Below are 17,594 nucleotides of genomic sequence, written 5' to 3'. Positions count from 1 at the left end.
CCCGGCCCTCCACCTGGCGAAAAAATGCAGCTCCCGCGGGCCCACGCACCGGGACGAGCGGGGGTGTGCGCCGGCCCGTCTCCGGGACTAGCTCACCGCCCGCCCCCGCCGCCCACCGCACGGGCCAGGGCCGTCGCCGCGGCCGCCCTCGGGCGGTTGTCGGCGGGGCGGCGGCGGGGGTGGACCGTGGTGGCCAGCAGGACCAGGTAGGAGTCGGTGGCGCGGTCCAGGACCAGGCTGGTGCCGGTGAAGCCGGTGTGGCCCGCCGCGCCGCGGCCCGCCAGCCCGCCCATGAACCACGGCTGGTCGATCTCGAAGCCCAGGCCCGGTGCGGTCAGCATCAGGTCCACGGAGGAGGGGGAGAGCAGCGGACCGCCGCCCCGTAGCAGGGTGCGGCACAGTACGGCGAGGTCGTCGGCCGTGGAGAAGAGTCCCGCGTGACCCGCGATCCCGCCCAGGGCGTACGCGTTCTCGTCGTGGACGGTGCCCCGCAGCATGCCCCGGTCCAGTTTGGCCCAGGGGCGCCGCTGGTCCTCGGTCGCGGCGATCCGGGGCAGCCAGGAGCCGGGCGGGCGGAAGCGGGTGGAGGTCATGCCCAAGGGGCCGGTGACGATGTCGTGGACGAGCCGGTCCAGCGGCTTGTCCTCGACGCCTTCCAGCGCGGCCTGCAACAGCAGGAAGTTGAGATCGGAGTAGCGGCGCGCGGTGCCGGGGGCGGTGGCCGGGGGTTCGGAGGTCAGCCGGGACAGCCGCTCCTCGTCGGACGCGCAGTCGTACAGGGGCAGTTCCGGAACCAGGCCCGAGGTGTGAGTGAGCAGGTGGCGCACCGTGAGGCCGTGCTCGGCGGCGGCCGTGAAGCGCGGGGCGTACGAGGCGACGGGCGCGTCGAGGTCGATCCGCCCGCGTTCGACGGCCCGCACCGCCACGATCGTGGTGAACAGCTTGGTGAGCGAGGCCAGGTCGAAAACGGTGTCGGCCCGGACCGGCTGCCACCGTTCGCGCGGCAGCTCCCGGTCGTGGGCCGCGTAACGCACCGCCCAGCCGGCGGCTTCCCGGACCAGCGAGCCCGATCCGGTCCCGGCGGCGAGGGCCACCCCGGCGCACCACGGGTGCTCCCCCTCGGGAAGCGCCGCCACGTCCCGGACCAGCCGGGACAGCTCACGGTCACGGTCGCCGTCGCCGTCGCGGTTCGCATCGTTCCTCGCTGCCACGGTCGGCAGAGTACGCGCCCGGCCGGGGTGGGGCCGGGCGCGTACCGGGGCGTCAGGCGGAGTGCAGACCGGGGTTCCCGGCCTCGCTGACGAACGACGCCGCGGTGGTGAGCGGCGCGCCCGGGGTGGTGACCGCCGGGACCGTCTTGTAGTCGGCCCGCGCGTGCTGCTCGTCCAGCGTGACCGTCACATAGCCACGGCGGCCGTTGTAGAACTTCATATGCGGGTTGGCCGCCATGTAGGTCGACCAGTTGTCCGGCTTGTCCGCGCCGTCCTTTCCGCTGCTGATGGACGTGCCGACGAACTCGACGCCCAGGGTGCGGGAGTCGGGCTTGTCGAAGTCCTTCTTGATGTCGAAGGCGTAGTGGACGTGGACGTCGCCGGTGAGGACGACGAAGTTCTCCACACCCGCCTGCTCGACGCCCGTGAGGATCCGGTCACGGGAGGCCGGGTAGCCGTCCCAGGAGTCCATGGAGAGCTTGGAGCGGGCGGCGGTGGTGTTCTTCCGCTGCGAGAAGGTGACCTGCTGCGGAAGGACGTTCCAGGTGGCCTGGGAGCGGCGGAAGCCGTCGAGCAGCCACCGTTCCTGCGCCGCGCCGGTGAGGGTGCGTGCCGGGTCCTCGGAGTCGGGCCCGGGGTACTGCCAGCCGTCTCCGTACGCCTGGTTGGAGCGGTACTGGCGGGTGTCGAGGATGTCGAACTGGGCGAGCCTGCCGTAGTGGAAGCGGCGGTAGAGCCGCATGTCCGGGCCCTGGGGCCGCTGCGGCATGCGCAGGGGCATGTTCTCCCAGTACGCGCGGTACGCGGCGGCCCGGCGGATCAGGAACTCCTCCGGCGGGCTGTTGTTCTCGTCGACGTCGTCGGCGTAGTTGTTCTCGGTCTCGTGGTCGTCCCAGGTGACGTACCAGGGGAAGGCGGCGTGAGCGGCCTGGAGGTCCTCGTCGGACTTGTAGAGCGCGTAGCGCAGCCGGTAGTCCTCGAGGGTGACCGTCTCCTTGTTGAAGAGGGCGGGGACGCGGCGGTCTGTGTAGTTGCGGGCGCCGCCGGTGGCGTTGACGGCGTACTCGTAGTGGTAGTCGCCGACGTGGAAGACGGCGTCGAGGTCCTCGTCCGCGAGGCGGGCGAGGGCGGTGTAGTAGCCGTCGTGGTACGCCTGGCAGGACACCAGACCGAACCGCACGTCATGGATCCGGGCCCCGGCCGAGGGGGCGGTGCGGGTGCGGCCCACCGGGCTGGTCCACTTGCCGGCGCGGAAGCGGTACCAGTAGACGCGGTCGGACTCGAGGCCCTTGGCGTCCACGTGCAGGGTGTAGTTGAACTCGGCGTGTGCGCTGGTGCGTCCGCGCCGGGCGATCCGCTGGAAGTGCTCGTCTCGGGCGACCTCCCAGTCGACCGTGACGGTGCCCTCCTCGGGCAGACCGTTTCCCGGCTCATAGGGGCGGGGAGCGAGTCTGGTCCACAGCACGACGGCGTCCGGCAGCGGATCGCCGGAGGCCACGCCGAGGGTGAAGGGGTCGTCGGTGAGCGAATGCGAGGACACCTGCGCGGCCTGGGCGCTGGGCAGGTTGGTGGTGAACGCGAGTGCGGCGGCGGCACCGGTTGCGGTGAGGAAGCGGCGGCGGCCCAGACGTGCCGCCGCGGCTCGTATCGCCTGCTGATGCGAGTCGTGTGCCATGTGCTCTCCCCTGGCTCGTGGCGTCAGAGGAATTGGAGTGTCGGGGAGCGGCGGGGTGTTTGCCCGCACACAACATGTACATGGCCACTGGATGAGGACCGTTGCCGGAAGGGGCGTTTGACGCAATCCGCCGCCGCGCGGCCGAAGTGATGTGGAATCAGAAAGTCCTGGTGAACGGGGGAATGGCGATGAAGACGGCACGAGAGGTGAGACATGCGCGGAAAGCGGCGGATGGGGCGCACTCGGTGCGGTACGGGACCCTGTGGCCACTGGAGGCGCGGGAGGCAGAGGCGCGATGCGCGACGGGAGGGGCGAGGGGAAAGCCGTAAACCGGTCGCGACCGATGGTCGATGGATCGTCACCCGTCGTAGATAACCATCGATTTGGGTAGATAATGTGAAGAAGATGCAAGTTCACCCTATTAGGGCAGTGGCGATCTCCTCCGGGTCCGGGGTGTTCGACAACGGCTCCGTATGGCATGGTCTCTCCCACCGCCCCCACCAGCCCGCTCGCGCCTCCCTTTTCACCATCGCCATCCGACCGAAAAGAGACCGCCATGCGTTCTCTGCCGCTCACGCTGGCCGCCCGTCTGGTGCCCGTGGCCGTGCTCGCCGCCGCGGGCGTGGCCATGACCGCCGCGGGCGACTCGGACGCGCAGCCCCAGGAGTCCGCCGCCTCGCCGAAACCCTCGGCCCCCGCCACCGGCGCCACCACCGCGCCGCCGCGCTATCCCAAGGCGCCCGCGCAGGCATGCGCCACCCTCCCCGCGGACACGGTGAAGAAGCTGGTACCCGGGGCGGCGGCGGCCGGGAACGAGCTGAGGACCAGCGATGTCAGCCGCCGGACCGGCTGCTCATGGCATGCCCTCGACGACTACGACTACCGCTGGCTGGACGTCGCCTACGACGTCGTGAGCACCTCGCGGGGCGGCGGCAAGGACCCGGAGTCCGCCGAACCGCTGTCCGGCCTCGGCGACCGGGCGTGGCTCGATGAGACGCTCACCACCGAGGACGGCCAGCGCATGCGCGAGGCGGTGGTCACCGTCCGCGTGGCCAACGCGACGGTCACGGTGACGTACAACGGCAGCGACTTCGGCAGCCACCAGGCCCCGCCCGCCGCGGAGATACGCGAGGGGGCGGTCGGCGCCGCCAAGAAGGCGGTGGCCGCCCTCGACGGCTGAGCTCCACTCCCCCTGGCTGTGCGTTCCTTCTGCGCGTTCCTTCTGCGCGTTCCATGATGAACATCGGCTGTACGGAAGTGACCGCTTCGGTGAACGGCTACGATCGCGGGGATCGTCGCCGAGCTCTGGAGTCCCGTCGTGTCCGAACCGCGCCTGGGTGTGGCCATCCTGACCATGGGCAACCGGCCCCGCGAGGTGGCGGCGCTCCTGGAGTCGGTGGACAAGCAGGACGTACCGGCGACCCGCATCGTGGTCGTCGGCAACGGCTCCCCGCTCCCGGAGCTCCCCGCCCATGTGACGGCGGTCGAACTGGACGAGAACCTGGGCGTCTCGGGCGGCCGCAACGCGGCGCTGCGGCGGCTGCGCGAGTTCGGCGACGTGGATGTGGTGATCGACCTCGACGACGACGGACTGCTCATCGACCCCGATGTGTTCCGTACGGTGCGCGATCTGTACGCGGCCGACCCACGGCTGGGCATCGTGAGCTTCCGCATCGCCGACGAGAACGGCGAGACCCAGCGCCGCCACGTCCCCCGGCTGCGCGCCTCGGACCCGATGCGCGGCGGTGAGGTGACCACCTTCCTCGGCGGCGGCCACGCCCTGTCGGTGCCGATGCTGGAGCGGATCGGCGGCTGGCCGGACGAGTTCTTCTTCACCCACGAGGAGACCGACCTCGCCTGGCGGGCACTGGACGACGGCTGGACCGTGCGGTACTCCCCCGAGCTGCTGCTCCAGCACCCCAGGACCTCCCCCGCCCGGCACGCCGTCTACTACCGGATGACGGCACGCAACCGGGTCTGGCTGGCCCGCCGCCATCTGCCGCTGCCCCTGATCCCCCTCTATCTGGGCAGCTGGACGCTGCTCACGCTGCTGCGCACCCGCGCCCTGGACGGTCTGCGGGCGTGGGCGGGCGGGTTCGCGGAGGGGGTCCGGGCCCCGTGCGGCACCCGGCGTCCGATGCGCTGGCGCACGGTGTGGCGGATGACCCGGCTGGGCCGTCCGCCGGTGATCTGACGCTGAACGGCGATCTGACGGCCCCGCCGCGGTGCGGGGTCAGACCCGCACACCGATCCCCAGTGCGGGGAAGACCGAGGACTCCAGGAAGCGGGTGAGATAGGCGGCGTCGGCCTGCCGTCCTTCCAGCAGGGGGCGCACCCGCATAGCGCCGATCAGCTGGGTGGGCACGAACACGGCCGCCGCGTTGTCCTCGGGAACCTCCCCGCGCTCCACACCCCTGCGGACCATGGCCCGGATCGCCGCCACCTCGTGCTCGATGAGCGCCGAGCGCAGCGCCTCCAGCAGCTCGGGGTCGTGCAGCGCGGCGTGCCCGACCGCGTACATCAGCTTGGTGTCCCCGCCGCACACGGACCCGGCGGCCCGCGCCACCGCGCGCAGATCGCCCTCCAGCGAGCCGGTGTCGATGCCCTCCAGGGCCATCCGGCGGTTGCCGGACCGCAGCGCCGCGACCACCAGCTGCGGCTTGGAGTTCCACTGGCGGTAGAGCGTGGAACGGCTGGAGCGGGTGCGGGCGGCGACGCCCTCGATGGTGAGCGCCTCGTATCCGCCCTCCTGGAGCAGATCGAGCACCGCCGTGTAGAACTCCTGCTCCCGCTCGGGAGTGATCTTCGAACGGCGCTGCGGCGTCGCCGTGGCCTCCGACGGCATGAGCTTCCTCCTCGGATTCCCCGGGCTCCCCGGCGCCCTTGTGCGCACCCCCGTGTTCGCAGTGTACCGAGACATCGGGGCATCGATACACTCCTGTACCGATACACCGGTGAACCGGTACACTCTCGTATCGGTACAGTCGTGTACCGATAGGGACCGGCCGGAAGGCGGCCGGGCGGACGGGAGGAGCGGCGGATGGACCCGAGTCTGATAGCCGTCGTACTCGCTCTCGCCTCCGCCGTGGCCTACGCGACCGCGGCCGTGGCCCAGGAGCGGCTGGCCGGCACCGGCCGCCGGGGCGGTGTCGCCGGGCTGCTGCTGTGCGGCGCCTGGTGGGGAGCGGTCGGGCTGAACGCGACCGGCGCCCTGCTGCATGTCGCGGCGCTGACGTACGGCCCGCTCACCCTCGTCCAGCCGCTGGGCGCGCTCACCCTGGTCGCCGCCGTCCCGCTGGGCGCGCGGCTGGCGGGCCGACGGGTCCTGCGGACCGAATGGCGCGGCACCGCGCTGGCCCTGCTCGGCCTCGGCGCCCTGCTGCCGGTCACCGGTGGCGCCGCGCCGGAGGACACCCTCGCCCTGTCCGAGGCACTGTCGGTGGCGGCCGTCGTACTGGCCCTGATCACCGTGCTCACCCGGCCCGGACGGGGTCCGGGCGGCCGGGGCCTGCGGTTCGCCGCGGCGTCCGGTATCGCCTCCGGAGTCGCCTCGGCACTCACCCAGACCCTCACGGTCGCGCTCACCGCCCGCACCGGGACCGCCGTGCTGTCCTGGCCCGTACTGGCGGTGGCCGTCCTGGTCGCGGCGTTCGCGGTGAGCGGTCTGCTGCTCTCCCAGACCGCCTACGCGGGCGGCGGCCTGGGCGCCCCGCTGGCCACCCTGACCCTGGCCAACCCGGTCGCCGCGGCGGCCATCGGCATCGCTCTGCTGGGCGAGCGCCTGCACGGCGGCCCGGCCGGTACCGCGCTCGCCCTCGCGGGCGCCGCGGCGGCGGCCCGCGGCGTGGTGCTGCTCTCCCGCGCCCAGCAGCCGGCCGGACCCGCACCCCGCCCGGCCGGATCCGCCCCGGCATCCCGTCAGCCGGTCCCGGCCGCCCTCCCGGTCCCGGTCCCACCGGCCCAGCGGACGTCCCACCAAGGCACCGTCCAGCCGGTATTGCGCTCCGGCGTCCCGGCCCCCGGCATCCTGGTTCCCGTCCTCCCGGCCCTCGGACTCCCGGCTTCCGCCGGACCGGAGCCCACCACCCCGCTCTCCGGAGAGCCGGGCCCCGAGGGCCTTGCCCTCAGCTGCGGCTGAAGTCCCCTCGGCCCGGCCGCCGCGTCGGTACGATCGGTGACCGATCACTGACCGAGGGGGGTCTCGGATGACGGTCGACGGGCAGGACCCGGTGGACGAGCCCGGGAACGGCGGAACGGCCGGGCGGCCACCGCGCGTGTTCATCTCCTACGCACACGAGGACGACGGCGCCGTCCACCGCGAACGGGTGCGCACCCTGTGGCGGCTGCTGTGTGCCCAGGGGGTCGACGCCCAGCTCGACGCCCTGGCCGCCGAGGGCCCGCGGGACTGGGTGGTGTGGATGATGCACCGCTACCAGGAGGCCGACTTCGTCGTGGTGGTCGCCTCCCCGGCGTACAAACGCCGGGCCGAGGTCCGTGAGAAGCCGGGGACCGGACTCGGGGTGGGCTTCGAGGCGGGGCTGCTGCGCGCCGAGGTGTTCGGCGACCCCGCCGCGTGGTTCCGGCGCATCCTGCGGGTGGTCCTGCCCGGCGGCAGTGCCGATGACTTCCCCGCCTTCCTGGGCGGCGCCGCCGTCACCACCTACTCGGTCGACCCGCTGACCGCCGCCGGGGCGGAGAAGCTGCTGCGCTATCTGCACCGGCTCCCCTACGAACAGGCCCCCGTCATCGGCCCGGTGCCGCATCTGCCTCCCCGGCCGTCGTAAGAGCCGACGTGACGTCAGTTCTGTCACTACGCTTGAGACGAAAGGACGGTGCGGCGTTGGCGGGAACGGGGGGCGGGGCGCGGCCGCGGGACGGGACCGCGCTCCCGAGAGTGTTTGTCTCCTACGCCTGCGAGGAGACCGACGGGCAGCATCACCGCGACCGGGTGCGGAAGTTGTGCCTGGTGCTCCGGAGCGCGGGCGTCGACGCACGCTGGGACGGCCCGGCGGCCGAGCGTCCACGGGACTGGGCCCAGTGGCGACACAAGGAGGCCCGGGCGGCGGACTTCGTCGTGGTGATCGCCTCTCCCGCCTACCGGCGGTTCGTCGAGGAGGGGCGCGCGGCCCGCGACGGAACCGGCGTACCGATCGAGGCCACGTATCTGCGGCAGTACGTCGACGAGAACCCCGGCGTCTGGTGCAAGCGGGTCCTGCGCATCGTCCTGGCCGGGGACTGTGCCGAGGACTTCCCCGAGTTCCTGTCCGGACAGGCGGTGACCCGCTACCCCATCGAGGCGATCACACAGGACGGCTGCGAGAGACTGCTGCGCTATCTGCACAAGGCTCCGTGGGACCCTGCGCCGCCCGTCGGCGACCTGCCCTCGCTGCCCCCGCGCCCCTCAGCGGACGACCTCTTCGGCGCCCTGGACCAGCAGGCGTGGCAGGAGCTCGAAGTGATCCTGGGCGGGGTGCCCGCGTCCCGCTGCCCGTGGTGCGACCAGGCGTACAGCTGGGCGTTCGGCCCGCCCGGCAGCGCGGAGGCCGCCGCGGCCCCGTTCCCCGACCTCAGGCTGGATCTGTACGAGCTGGCGCGGGCGCTCGGGGAGTTCCACCACCGGCCGGGCTCGGTGCCCAAGGCCCTGGCCTTCGCCCATGCGCTGGCGGGCCTCGCGCCGGGTGAGGACCCCGTTGACCGCAAACTGGCCGCGGACCTCACCTCCTGGGTGCGCCGGGTGGTGGCGCGCCACGAACTGCCCCCGCCGCCTCCGCCGCCGGAGCCGGTGCGCGCGACGGTCGTTCTGACGGTGCGGCTGGACCAGGACCCGCAGGACGCCGACCACTTCTACGCGGAGGTCTGGCTGCGCGCCAGGGGCTGGCGGCGGCTGGAGCCCACGAACGAGGCCGCGCACCCGCGCCGGGTGACCCTCGACGGCGCCCGGCTGCTGTTGGAGGACTGTCTGCGCAGACTGCCCGCCCTGGTGCGGTGCGACCCGCGCCGTACCACGCACACGCTGCGCCGCATCGAGTTCGCCGTCCCCGACTCCCTGCTGGAGTTCGGCTTCGACCAGTGGCGGCTGCGGCCAGGACCTCAGGACCTCTGCCTGGGCAAGCGGTACGAGGTGGTGCTGCGCTGCCCGGACGCCCGCGACCACGGCGATGTCGCATCCCTGTGGTCGGACCGCTGGCGTTGCCTGACCCGGGAGAGCCACGACCACAAGCACCCCCTGGTGTGGCTGGACGACGAGGACCTGGCCCGGGCCGAGGACCTGATGTACGAGTGGTGCGAGGACACCCACCCGGTCGGCGTGGCGATCTCCACGACTCCGGCCGAACCGGGGTGGCGGGCGGCGCTCGAGGCCGGAGTACCGGTGATCCTTTGGCAGCGGGACGGCCCCGCCGGGAGCCCGCCGCCGGTCGTGCTGCGCAAGGTCCTTCCGCTCTCCGATGTCACCGACCTTCCCCGTCTGGTCAAGACGGCGCGGAGGGAGGCGGATCCGGCCATCCGCCCGGCCATAGCCCTGCTGTGGGATGACCCCGACCACGCCCTGGACACCCAGGCACTGACCGACACCCATCTGACAGTGTGACGAGGATCTGGCACCGCCTCGCCGACGGGGAGGAGCCGGAGCGGAGGCTTCGATGAAGGACTGGTGGATCTACAAGGGCGACCGGTCCACCGACCGGCTGGCCCGGCTCGCCACCCACCAGCCGCCCTGGCGCTCCTTCGACGGTGAGATCGACGAGGGGTACGCGGTGCCGTCGCTCGACGACGACCGCTACCGGGCCGACCGCGAGCGCGGCGCCGGGTACATCGCCGACGAGAACGAGACCGAGCTCGTCAACTCGGCGCTGTACCTGCGCCGTCCACTGCTGGTGACCGGGGTCCCTGGAGTCGGTAAGTCGACATTGGCGTACAGCATCGCCGAGGACTTGGGGCTGGGCCCGGTGCTGCGGTGGCCCGTCACCAGCAGGACGACACTGCGCGACGGGCTGTACCGGTACGACGCGATCCGGCGGTTGGAGGACGCCAACCTGCGGCGGCTGGAGGAGCCGGAGGCCGGTGCCGAGGGCGGACCGGAGCGCCCGGTGACCGACGCCATCGGGAAGTATCTGCAACTCGGCCCGCTCGGCACGGCGTTCATCCCCACCAAACGCCCCCGCGTCCTGCTGATCGACGAGATCGACAAGGGCGACCTCGACCTCCCCGGCGATCTGCTCACCGTCCTCGACGAGGGCCGGTTCGACATCCCCGAGCTGGCCCGGCTCGCCGAACACAGCCCCACGGTCACCGTCGGCACCGACGACGAGGACGGCCGGGCCCGGATCACCCGGGGCCGGGTGGCCTGCCGCGCCTTCCCGATCGTCGTTCTGACCAGCAATGGCGAACGGGAGTTCCCGCCCGCCTTTCTGCGCCGGTGCATCCGGCTCACCATCGCCGATCCGAGCCGGGAGAAGCTGCTGTCCATCATCGAACAGCGCATCGGCCGGGAGGCGGCCGAGGCCGCCGACGGCGAGGACGGCGTCATCTCCGCCTTCCTCAAGCGCCGTGCGACCGGCTCCCTGGCGACCGACCAGCTTCTCAACGCCATCCAGCTGCGGCTGGCCGGGGCCTGGACCGCCCCGGCGGACCTGGACCGGCTCACCGGCGCGACCATGCACACCCTGAGCGGACCCGACGCCACATGATCTCCCACCTCGTCGAGCTGCTCCGGGAAGGCGGAGTGGCCGACCCGGGCCCCGACGAGCTGGCGGACATCCTGTGGCTGGCGCGCGAGGTGCTGCCGTCCGGCCCGGCCCCGGAACCGGGCGAACCCGCCCCGGACGTCACCCCCGTGGCGGACGACGGCATCCCGGTGACCGACGGGGAGGGAGCGAAGCCCACGCCCGCGGTCCCCGGGGACACCGCCCGGGAGGAACGCCCGGCCCTGCGGCCCTACGGACAGCCCGGCCGGGACCGCACCGGAACCGGCGCGGGCGCCCCGGTTCCCGTACCCGCCGAGACCGCCCTGCCGCAGACCCTGGCCCTGACCCGTTCGCTCAAGGCCCTGACCCGGAAGGTCCCTTCCGACACCGCCTTCGAACTGGACGAGGAAGCCACCGTCACACGGCTGGCCGACGAGAACATCCTGGTGCCGGTGGTGCGGCCCGAACCGGCCCGCTGGCTCAGCCTGGCGCTGGTCGTGGACACCAGCCCGTCGATGGCCCTGTGGCACGACGAGGTGCGCGAGATCCAGGAGAGCCTGACCCGGCTCGGGGCGTTCCGCGACATCCGCCGCTGGCACCTGATCCCCCGCGACAACGGCTCCGCCGCCGAGCTGCACCCCTCCCCCTCCGCCGCCCCTGGTGCGCGCCACCCCCGGGAGGTGGCCGCCCCCGGCGGACGCCAACTCGTCCTCGTCCTCTCCGACATGGTGGGGGCCGTCTGGCGTGGCGGGGCGGCGAGCCGACTGCTGCTGGAGTGGTCCCGGCGCTCCCAGGTCGCCGTGGCGCACCTCCTCCCCGCCGCGCTGTGGCGCCGGGGCGCCGTCGTTCCACGTCCGGCCCTGGTGCACATCCCCGAACCGGGGATGCCGAACAGCCAGTGGAAGACGGCGTTCCCCGGCGCGCGCCGCACCCCGGGGGCGCACCCTCCGCTCGCCGTTCCGGTACTGGAGCTGGAGCCCGGATCGCTGCGTGCCTGGGCCGAGCTGACGGCCGGAAGCGGACGCCGGATCTCCACGGCGGCGCTCCCCCTCCCTCTCCCCCAGCCCCAGCGCCCGGCACGGCACGTGGGCTCGTATGAGCCTGTCGCTCCCGCTCCCGAAGAGGCGATCCACCGGTTCCGCCGCTCCTCGTCCCCGGCGTCCTGGCGACTGGCCGGATATCTCTCCGCGCTGTCGACGGTGACCGTTCCGGTGGCACGGCTGGTGCAGCGGTCCATGCTGCCGGGCTCGTCACGCGGAGACCTGGCCGAGGTGCTGCTCGGCGGACTGCTGCGGCGCTCCGACGCGGGGTCACTCCGCTTCACCTTCCCCCCGGAGATCGGGGACGCGCTCCGCGGCGCCCAGCGCGACCGGGACGTCCACGAGGTACGGGCTCTGGTCCGCGAACAGGTCTCCGCCCGGCTGGAAACGCGCTACGGAAGCCCCCGCACCTTCACGGGGGTCCTCACCGGTGTCGCCGAGGCCGAGGCGACGGCGGAAGCGACGGGCGAAGCGTTCGCCACGCCGTCGTCGGAGGCGGTGGAGACGCTGGGGCACGGGGCGGCCGCCAGGGGCCCGGCCGTGTGGCAGGTCCCGCCCCGCAACGTGGCGTTCGTCGGACGCGAGGGCGCCCTCCGCATGGTGCATGACAACCTGTTCTCCTACGGTGTGCCCGCCCTCGTTTCGCTCATCGGCGCCGAGGGCATGGGCAAGACACAGATCGCTCTGGAATACCTCTACCGTTACCGAAGTCGGTACGACGTCGTGTGGTGGATTCCCGCCGAGGAACCCGATGATGTGGCGCTCTCCTACGCGGAGTTGGCCGGGAGGCTGGGTGTCCAGGGGTTCGGCGAGGACATCGAGGAGAACGCACGTCTGGCGCTGGACGCGCTCGGCACCTCCGACCGCTGGCTGATCGTCCTGGACGATGCCCGCGAACCCGAGGCCGTCGAGGGGTGGTTGCCCGAGGGCCCCGGTCATGTCCTCGTGACGTCTCGCGCCCCTGAGTGGCGGGAGGTCGATCCGTCCATCGAGGTGGGCGTCTTCGCCCGTGCCGAGGCCGTGGCATATCTCAGCCGGCGGCACCCGGAGCTGACCGCCGAGCAGGCGGCAGACCTGGCCGAAGCGGCGGGTGACCTGCCAGCGGTCGTCGACCGGACCGCCGCGTATCTCTCCCTCGGCCTGAGCCCGACCGATTTCCTCGCCGTCAGGGACGCCCCCGCGGGGAGAGTCTTGCTAGACCTCGCTCTCGACCACCTGCACGCCAGTCAGCCCGGTGCGATGCGTCTCCTCGTTCTCTTCGCCCGTCTCGCCCCGTCCCCCATCCCCGCCGCCTGGCTCGACCGGATCGTCGGCAGGCCGGCGGACGACCCGTCATGGCCGCAGACCGCACTGCGGACACTGGCACGCCTCGGGTTCGTACGGCTCGGCCGCCGGGGGACCTTCCAGCTCAGCCCACTCGTGCCCAGCATCCTCTCCCTCCACGCGATCGAGGAGGGCATGTTCAGCGTGGCACCGGTCCTGGAATCACTACTGATCGCCGTCTGTCCGGACCGGCCGGACCTTCCGGACCACTGGCCCGAGTGGGCGATCTTCACACCCCATCTGGTCGCCTCCGATCTTCGGGTCGCCGAGCGGCCCGAGGGACGGAAGGTGCTGCGGGAGACGATCCGTTATCTGCTGGAGAGCGGTCAGCCGCGCGAAGCGGCCACCTTGGCCTCGGAGGTCCGGACGGCGTGCGCCCAGGTGTTGGGGGAGGACCACCCCGACTCCCTCGCATGTGCCTCACTGTGCTCGGAGGCGCTGGAACGCCTCGGAGAGTACGCCAACGCCCGAAAGGTGGCCGAGGACACGCTGGCCCGAAGCCGACGGCTGCTGGGCGACGAACATCCCGTCACCCTTCACGTCGCCAGCTGTCTGAGCGAGGCTCTGCTCGACCTCGGCCAGTACGCCGAGGCCGAACGTCTCCAGTCCGATGTCATCGGCCGCTGCCGCATGATCCTGGGCGAGAACCACCTCGAGAGCATCCGCACCGTCATCGTCTACGCCTGCATCCTCTATTGCCTGGGCAGATACGACACCATGCGGAGGCACGCGGAGGCCGCCCTGCTCTGGGGCCGCCGCTTCCTGGAGGAGGACCACCCCGAGACCCTGCGCGCCGCCGACGTGCTCGGCTCCGCGCTGCGGGGCCTCGGGGAGTACGAGGAGGCGCTCCGGATCCATGAGGACGCCCTTGACCGCTGCCGCCGCGTCCTCGGTGAAACCCACCCCAGCACGCTGCGTGCCGCCATCTACGTCTCCGTCACCCTGCACTCCCTCGGCCAGCACTCCATGGCACGCCGCCTCATGGAGGACGCGTTCACGGGACTCCGCCGCACCTTGGGCGAGGATCACCCCGACACGCTGCCCGCGGCTCACTCCCTCGGCACCATCCTCTTCTCGCTGCGCGAGCACGCCTCGGCCGCGAACCTGCTGCGGGACACCCTTGATCGCAGCGTACGGCTGCTGGGCACCGGCCATCCGCAGACCAAGCAGACCACCCAGGCGCTCGCCACGGTGCTCATGGCCACGGGCCGGGCCCGTGAAGCACACAAACTGCTCAATCCCAAGCCGCCCCGCAAGCTCCGCAGGAGGAAGTGACCTCAGCGGTCCCCGAACGCCTGGGTCCACGTGGGTCCGCCGCTGCCGCGGTCGACCCCCACCCCCATCTCCGTGAAGTCGCAGTTGAGGATGTTCTGCCGATGGCCGGGGCTGTTCATCCAGGAGTCCATGACCGCGGCCGGGGTCTGCTGGCCTTTGGCGATGTTCTCGCCGTAGGTGCGCCACGGGTATCCGGCCGCGGTGATGCGGTCGCCGGGGTCCGAGCCGTCGGGGGCGGTGTGGTCGAAGTAGCCGCGGGAGGCCATGTCGTCCGAGTGCTTCTGGGCGGCGGAGTTCAGCTTGTCGTTGAGGCGGACCGGGGAGCAGCCCACCTTGCCGCGCTCGATGTTGACCAGCTCCATGACCTCCTGCGCGAACGCGGTGTTGTTGCCCGGGACGGGGGTGGCCTTCGGGGGCGCTGTGGTCGGGGCGGACCGGGTGGGCGGTGCGGTCGGGGCACTGGTGCTGGGGCGCGGGGTGGGCTTGGAGGTGCGGGGTGCCTTGGTGACCGGGCGCCGGGTCGGGCTCTCCTTGCGGCTCGCGGGCCGGGTGGTGACGCGGTCGGGGGTGGGCTCGTCGGTGGACGGGGAGTCCTCCGCGAGCGGTGCGGTCCGGCTGGGCCCGGCGTCGTTGTGACCCTTGTCCTTGGGGAGTTCGAGCAGCAGCGCGGAGCCTCCGACGGCCAGTGCGAGCGCCGCGACCCCGGCGCCGCGGGCCGCCCGCGAGCGCTTGCGGGCCCGGTGCCGGGCGCCGCGCGCCCCGCCCGCGGTCTGCGTGCCGTCCGAGGCATGTGCCGCGCCGCCCGAGCCATACGCGCCGCCCGAGCCCGTGTCCACCGCCGGGAGCACCGTGGTGTCCGCCGAGTGCGCCCACGCGTCACCCGGCATGGCCGATCCGGACGGGTCCATGGGGAGTTGCCCGGCGGCGGCCGCGCTCGCCCGCCAGCCCAGCAGCGCGCCCGCAACCGGCACCAGCCCGAGGCCGACGAGCAGTCCCTCGGCCGGGACCAATCCGGACCAGTGGCCGGAGCACTCGCCGCAGCCGCGGGCGTGGCGGGATATTCGCTTGCGCCACAGGGCGGACGGCCGTCCGTCCCAGATGCCGGTGAGCTGCCCCAGCTCGCGGCAGCGCGGGGTGGTGGACAGGGCGCGGACCACCACGCGCGCCGTCTCCAGCTGGTCCTTGGTGCGCTGGACGCGTACGGCCGTGTGCTGCGGCGAGAGGTCGAGGGCGGCGGCCACCTCGGCGCGGGTCAGTTCGCCCGCGGCCTCCAGCCACCACAGCGAAAGCACTTCCTGCTCGCTGTCGTCGAGCCACCGCGTCGCCTCGGCGACCTCCCTGCGCTGGCCTTCAAGACCCAGCCGCACGATCGTCAGATCGGCGAAGTCGGGCTCGGGTCCGGGCATCTCGTGCACCTCCCCCAGGCCGCCGACGGGCGCGTCCTGCCGCTCCCGCCAGTGGCGGCGTACCTGGTTCATCGCGATCGCCACGAGCCAGGAGCGGCAGGCGGAGGGGTCGCGCAGCCCGCCGAGCCCGCCGAGGGCCCGGATCATGGTGTCCTGGACCACGTCGTCGACGTCCGCATGCCCTTTGAGGGCGCGGCCGACGACGTTGTAGACCAGCGGCAGATACGCGCTGACGAGCTGATCCTGCGCGTCCGGGTCACCGGACCGCGCGGCCTCGATGACCTGTGCTCCGACCTCGCTGCTCACTCTCAGCGCCCCTTTTCCTGAGCTCGACTCGTCGTCCTGGCACTGAGGGAGACCCGGACCGGGACAGCGGATAACAGGAATTCATTCAGGAGATGGGGTGGAGGCGCTGTGAACCACCCCACACCGAAGCTCCCATTCTGCTTCCCGTCAGCAGGGACCGGCGGGGCGACAGCCGACGGCCGAGCGCGGCGGCCAGGCCTGCGGATCGAGGATGCCCAGTACATACGCCCGGCTGACCAGCGCCAGCCGGGTGGGTGCCGCCAGCAACTCCCGCAGCCGGCCGAGGTGGTAGTCCAGGGTCTGCCGGGAGAGCCGGAGCGAGGCGGCGATCTCGTTGTTGCCGTGCCCGGCGGACAGCAGGGTGAGGATGCGCAACTGCGCCGCGGTGAGCGGTGGCAGCGGCGGATGCGGCAGGGTGTGGTGGGGCAGTACCGCCCAGACGCCGCGGGCCCGCCGTGAGCCGCTGCTGACGGCGGTGAGCAGCAGCCGGGCCCGCCACTCCTCACCCCGGGCGTCGAGGAAGACCGCGGAGGTCTGAATCCGGCGTCTGCGACGGTTCACCAGATCCCGCCAGGCGTGGCGCAGTCCGGCCAGGTCGTCGCTCGGGGCCAGATAGTGGTGGGCGGGGCGGCCGAGCAGATCGGGGACGTGGACCCGGAGCAGTTCGGCGGCCGCGGCACTGACCCGGCGTATCCGGCCGCCCGCCGAGAGAAGGGCGCAGGGCAGACCGCTGTGTTCGCTGAGCGCCTGGAGCTCCTCCTCGGCGGCACGCCGCTGGTTCAGGGCGAGGGTGTAGTCGGTGATGTCGATGTAGATCCCGGCCACACAGGTCTGGCCGCCCTCGGCCACCGGGAAGCGGTGGCCGACCGCGCGTCCCGGGGAGCCGTCGGGGCGGTGGTAACTGAGGGTGTGCCGCACCGGTTTGCCCGAGCTGAGCACCTGCCGGTCCAGGGTCCGGAAGGTGGCCACGTCCTCGGGGGCGTCGAAGTCGGTGACACTGCTGCCGATCACGGCCTCGGCGGTGGTGCCGTACAGATGCGCGTAGGCGTGGTTGGCCCACAGATAGCGGCCGTGGGCATCGCGGATGAACGCGGCGGCGGGCGCGAAGTCGGCGAAGTCGGTGAACGCGGCGGCGTAGCCCCGCTGTCCGAGGTCCAGCGCGCTGATGTCCACCGCGAGTCCGCTGACCCCGCCCCGGCCGCCACCGGCCAGCCGTCCGGGATAGCAGGTGACGTCGAACAGCCGCCCGCCGAACCGGACCTGACGGCGGTCGATGCCCGCCTCCCGGTCCTCGGCGGCCGCCCTCTTCCGCGCGGTGTCGGCAGCGCCGCCGAGACTGTCGACGAACCGCTGTGCGGTGCCGGGGTCGTGGAACGCGCCCCCGCCGCAGTTGACGATGCGCAACCCCTCATCGGCTTCCCACCATGACACGGGCATGCGCTCGAGCAGCGTACTCAGGCCCATATCGGACACCAGCCGCCTTTCCGGTCCGGCCTCCGGGCACGGACCGCCGAAGGCATGGCCAAGGATTGCCCAGGGCCCGCGTGCGCATGCGCCGTAACCGGCCGGACCGCACAAGGGGCCGAGAAGGGCCGAAACCCGTGCCTGAGGTCCTCGCTCAGCGTGAACATCCCGTAACACTCAGGCATTTGCCTGAGTACCCACCTCCGGAT

At 72.5% G+C, this 17,594-nt stretch carries 12 protein-coding genes; 7 read left to right on the top strand and 5 right to left on the bottom strand.

Annotation, left to right across the window (positions count from 1 at the left end; all coding sequences use genetic code 11):
- Positions 1–92 precede the first annotated feature (92 nt).
- Positions 93–1,136 carry a serine hydrolase gene (locus HUT19_RS29120; RefSeq protein ID WP_176187443.1) on the bottom strand — a complete coding sequence of 348 codons (1,044 nt, stop codon included), beginning with the start codon at positions 1,134–1,136 and terminating at the stop codon, positions 93–95.
- A gap of 127 nt (positions 1,137–1,263) precedes the next feature.
- On the bottom strand, positions 1,264–2,886 hold the full coding sequence (locus HUT19_RS29115; protein ID WP_176183285.1) for an alkaline phosphatase: 1,623 nt from the start codon (positions 2,884–2,886) through the stop codon (positions 1,264–1,266).
- Positions 2,887–3,442: 556 nt separating this feature from the next.
- On the opposite strand from HUT19_RS29115, the gene HUT19_RS29110 reads away from it, so the two are divergent.
- On the top strand, positions 3,443–4,066 hold the full coding sequence (locus HUT19_RS29110) for a hypothetical protein (RefSeq protein ID WP_176183284.1): 624 nt from the start codon (positions 3,443–3,445) through the stop codon (positions 4,064–4,066).
- Between the two features lie 138 nt (positions 4,067–4,204).
- Entirely contained in the window at positions 4,205–5,080 is an 876-nt protein-coding gene (locus HUT19_RS29105) for a glycosyltransferase family 2 protein (protein ID WP_176183283.1), read from the top strand.
- Positions 5,081–5,119: 39 nt separating this feature from the next.
- On the opposite strand, the gene HUT19_RS29100 is transcribed toward HUT19_RS29105, so the two are convergent.
- Positions 5,120–5,731, bottom strand: a complete 612-nt coding sequence (locus HUT19_RS29100; protein WP_176183282.1) for a TetR/AcrR family transcriptional regulator — start codon at positions 5,729–5,731, stop codon at positions 5,120–5,122.
- Between the two features lie 195 nt (positions 5,732–5,926).
- Between HUT19_RS29100 and HUT19_RS29095 the strand changes: the two genes are divergently transcribed.
- The 5 genes from HUT19_RS29095 to fxsT all read left to right on the top strand — a co-directional run bounded on the left by HUT19_RS29095 (position 5,927) and on the right by fxsT (position 14,209).
- Entirely contained in the window at positions 5,927–7,024 is a 1,098-nt protein-coding gene (locus HUT19_RS29095; protein ID WP_176183281.1) for a DMT family transporter, read from the top strand.
- A 67-nt stretch (positions 7,025–7,091) separates the two neighbouring features.
- Entirely contained in the window at positions 7,092–7,670 is a 579-nt protein-coding gene (locus tag HUT19_RS29090) for a toll/interleukin-1 receptor domain-containing protein (RefSeq protein ID WP_176183280.1), read from the top strand.
- A gap of 110 nt (positions 7,671–7,780) precedes the next feature.
- A complete protein-coding gene (locus HUT19_RS29085; RefSeq protein WP_176183279.1) occupies positions 7,781–9,475 on the top strand; it encodes a toll/interleukin-1 receptor domain-containing protein in 1,695 nt (564 codons plus the stop codon).
- A gap of 52 nt (positions 9,476–9,527) precedes the next feature.
- Positions 9,528–10,574, top strand: coding sequence for a MoxR family ATPase (locus HUT19_RS29080; RefSeq protein ID WP_176183278.1), 1,047 nt, complete (start codon positions 9,528–9,530; stop codon positions 10,572–10,574).
- The gene (gene fxsT, locus HUT19_RS29075; RefSeq protein WP_176183277.1) at positions 10,571–14,209 is read left to right on the top strand and encodes an FxSxx-COOH system tetratricopeptide repeat protein; all 3,639 of its coding nucleotides are present in this window, start codon (positions 10,571–10,573) and stop codon (positions 14,207–14,209) included. The genes HUT19_RS29080 and fxsT overlap by 4 nt, the downstream gene beginning before the upstream one ends.
- A 2-nt stretch (positions 14,210–14,211) precedes the next feature.
- Here fxsT and HUT19_RS29070 read toward each other — a convergent pair whose 3' ends face one another.
- Positions 14,212–15,921 (bottom strand): sigma-70 family RNA polymerase sigma factor, encoded by a 1,710-nt coding sequence (locus HUT19_RS29070; protein ID WP_176183276.1) that lies wholly within the window; start codon positions 15,919–15,921, stop codon positions 14,212–14,214.
- Positions 15,922–16,068: 147 nt separating this feature from the next.
- Positions 16,069–17,358 carry a PAS domain-containing protein gene (locus HUT19_RS29065; RefSeq protein WP_254885852.1) on the bottom strand — a complete coding sequence of 430 codons (1,290 nt, stop codon included), beginning with the start codon at positions 17,356–17,358 and terminating at the stop codon, positions 16,069–16,071.
- Between the last annotated feature and the right edge of the window lie 236 nt (positions 17,359–17,594).

The sequence above is a fragment of the Streptomyces sp. NA02950 genome, from assembly GCF_013364155.1.
Classification (GTDB): Bacteria; Actinomycetota; Actinomycetes; order Streptomycetales; family Streptomycetaceae; genus Streptomyces.
This window is presented reverse-complemented; position numbering and strand designations above follow the sequence as displayed.

Excerpts from the sequence above, each read along its gene's own strand:
- HUT19_RS29065 (WP_254885852.1), bottom strand. The coding sequence starts at position 17,358 with ATGCCCGTGTCATGGTGGGAAGCCGATGAGGGGTTGCGCATCGTCAAC.
- HUT19_RS29100 (WP_176183282.1), bottom strand. The coding sequence starts at position 5,731 with ATGCCGTCGGAGGCCACGGCGACGCCGCAGCGCCGTTCGAAGATCACT.
- HUT19_RS29090 (WP_176183280.1), top strand. The coding sequence starts at position 7,092 with ATGACGGTCGACGGGCAGGACCCGGTGGACGAGCCCGGGAACGGCGGA.
- fxsT (WP_176183277.1), top strand. The coding sequence starts at position 10,571 with ATGATCTCCCACCTCGTCGAGCTGCTCCGGGAAGGCGGAGTGGCCGAC.
- HUT19_RS29115 (WP_176183285.1), bottom strand. The coding sequence starts at position 2,886 with ATGGCACACGACTCGCATCAGCAGGCGATACGAGCCGCGGCGGCACGT.
- HUT19_RS29080 (WP_176183278.1), top strand. The coding sequence starts at position 9,528 with ATGAAGGACTGGTGGATCTACAAGGGCGACCGGTCCACCGACCGGCTG.
- HUT19_RS29095 (WP_176183281.1), top strand. The coding sequence starts at position 5,927 with ATGGACCCGAGTCTGATAGCCGTCGTACTCGCTCTCGCCTCCGCCGTG.
- HUT19_RS29110 (WP_176183284.1), top strand. The coding sequence starts at position 3,443 with ATGCGTTCTCTGCCGCTCACGCTGGCCGCCCGTCTGGTGCCCGTGGCC.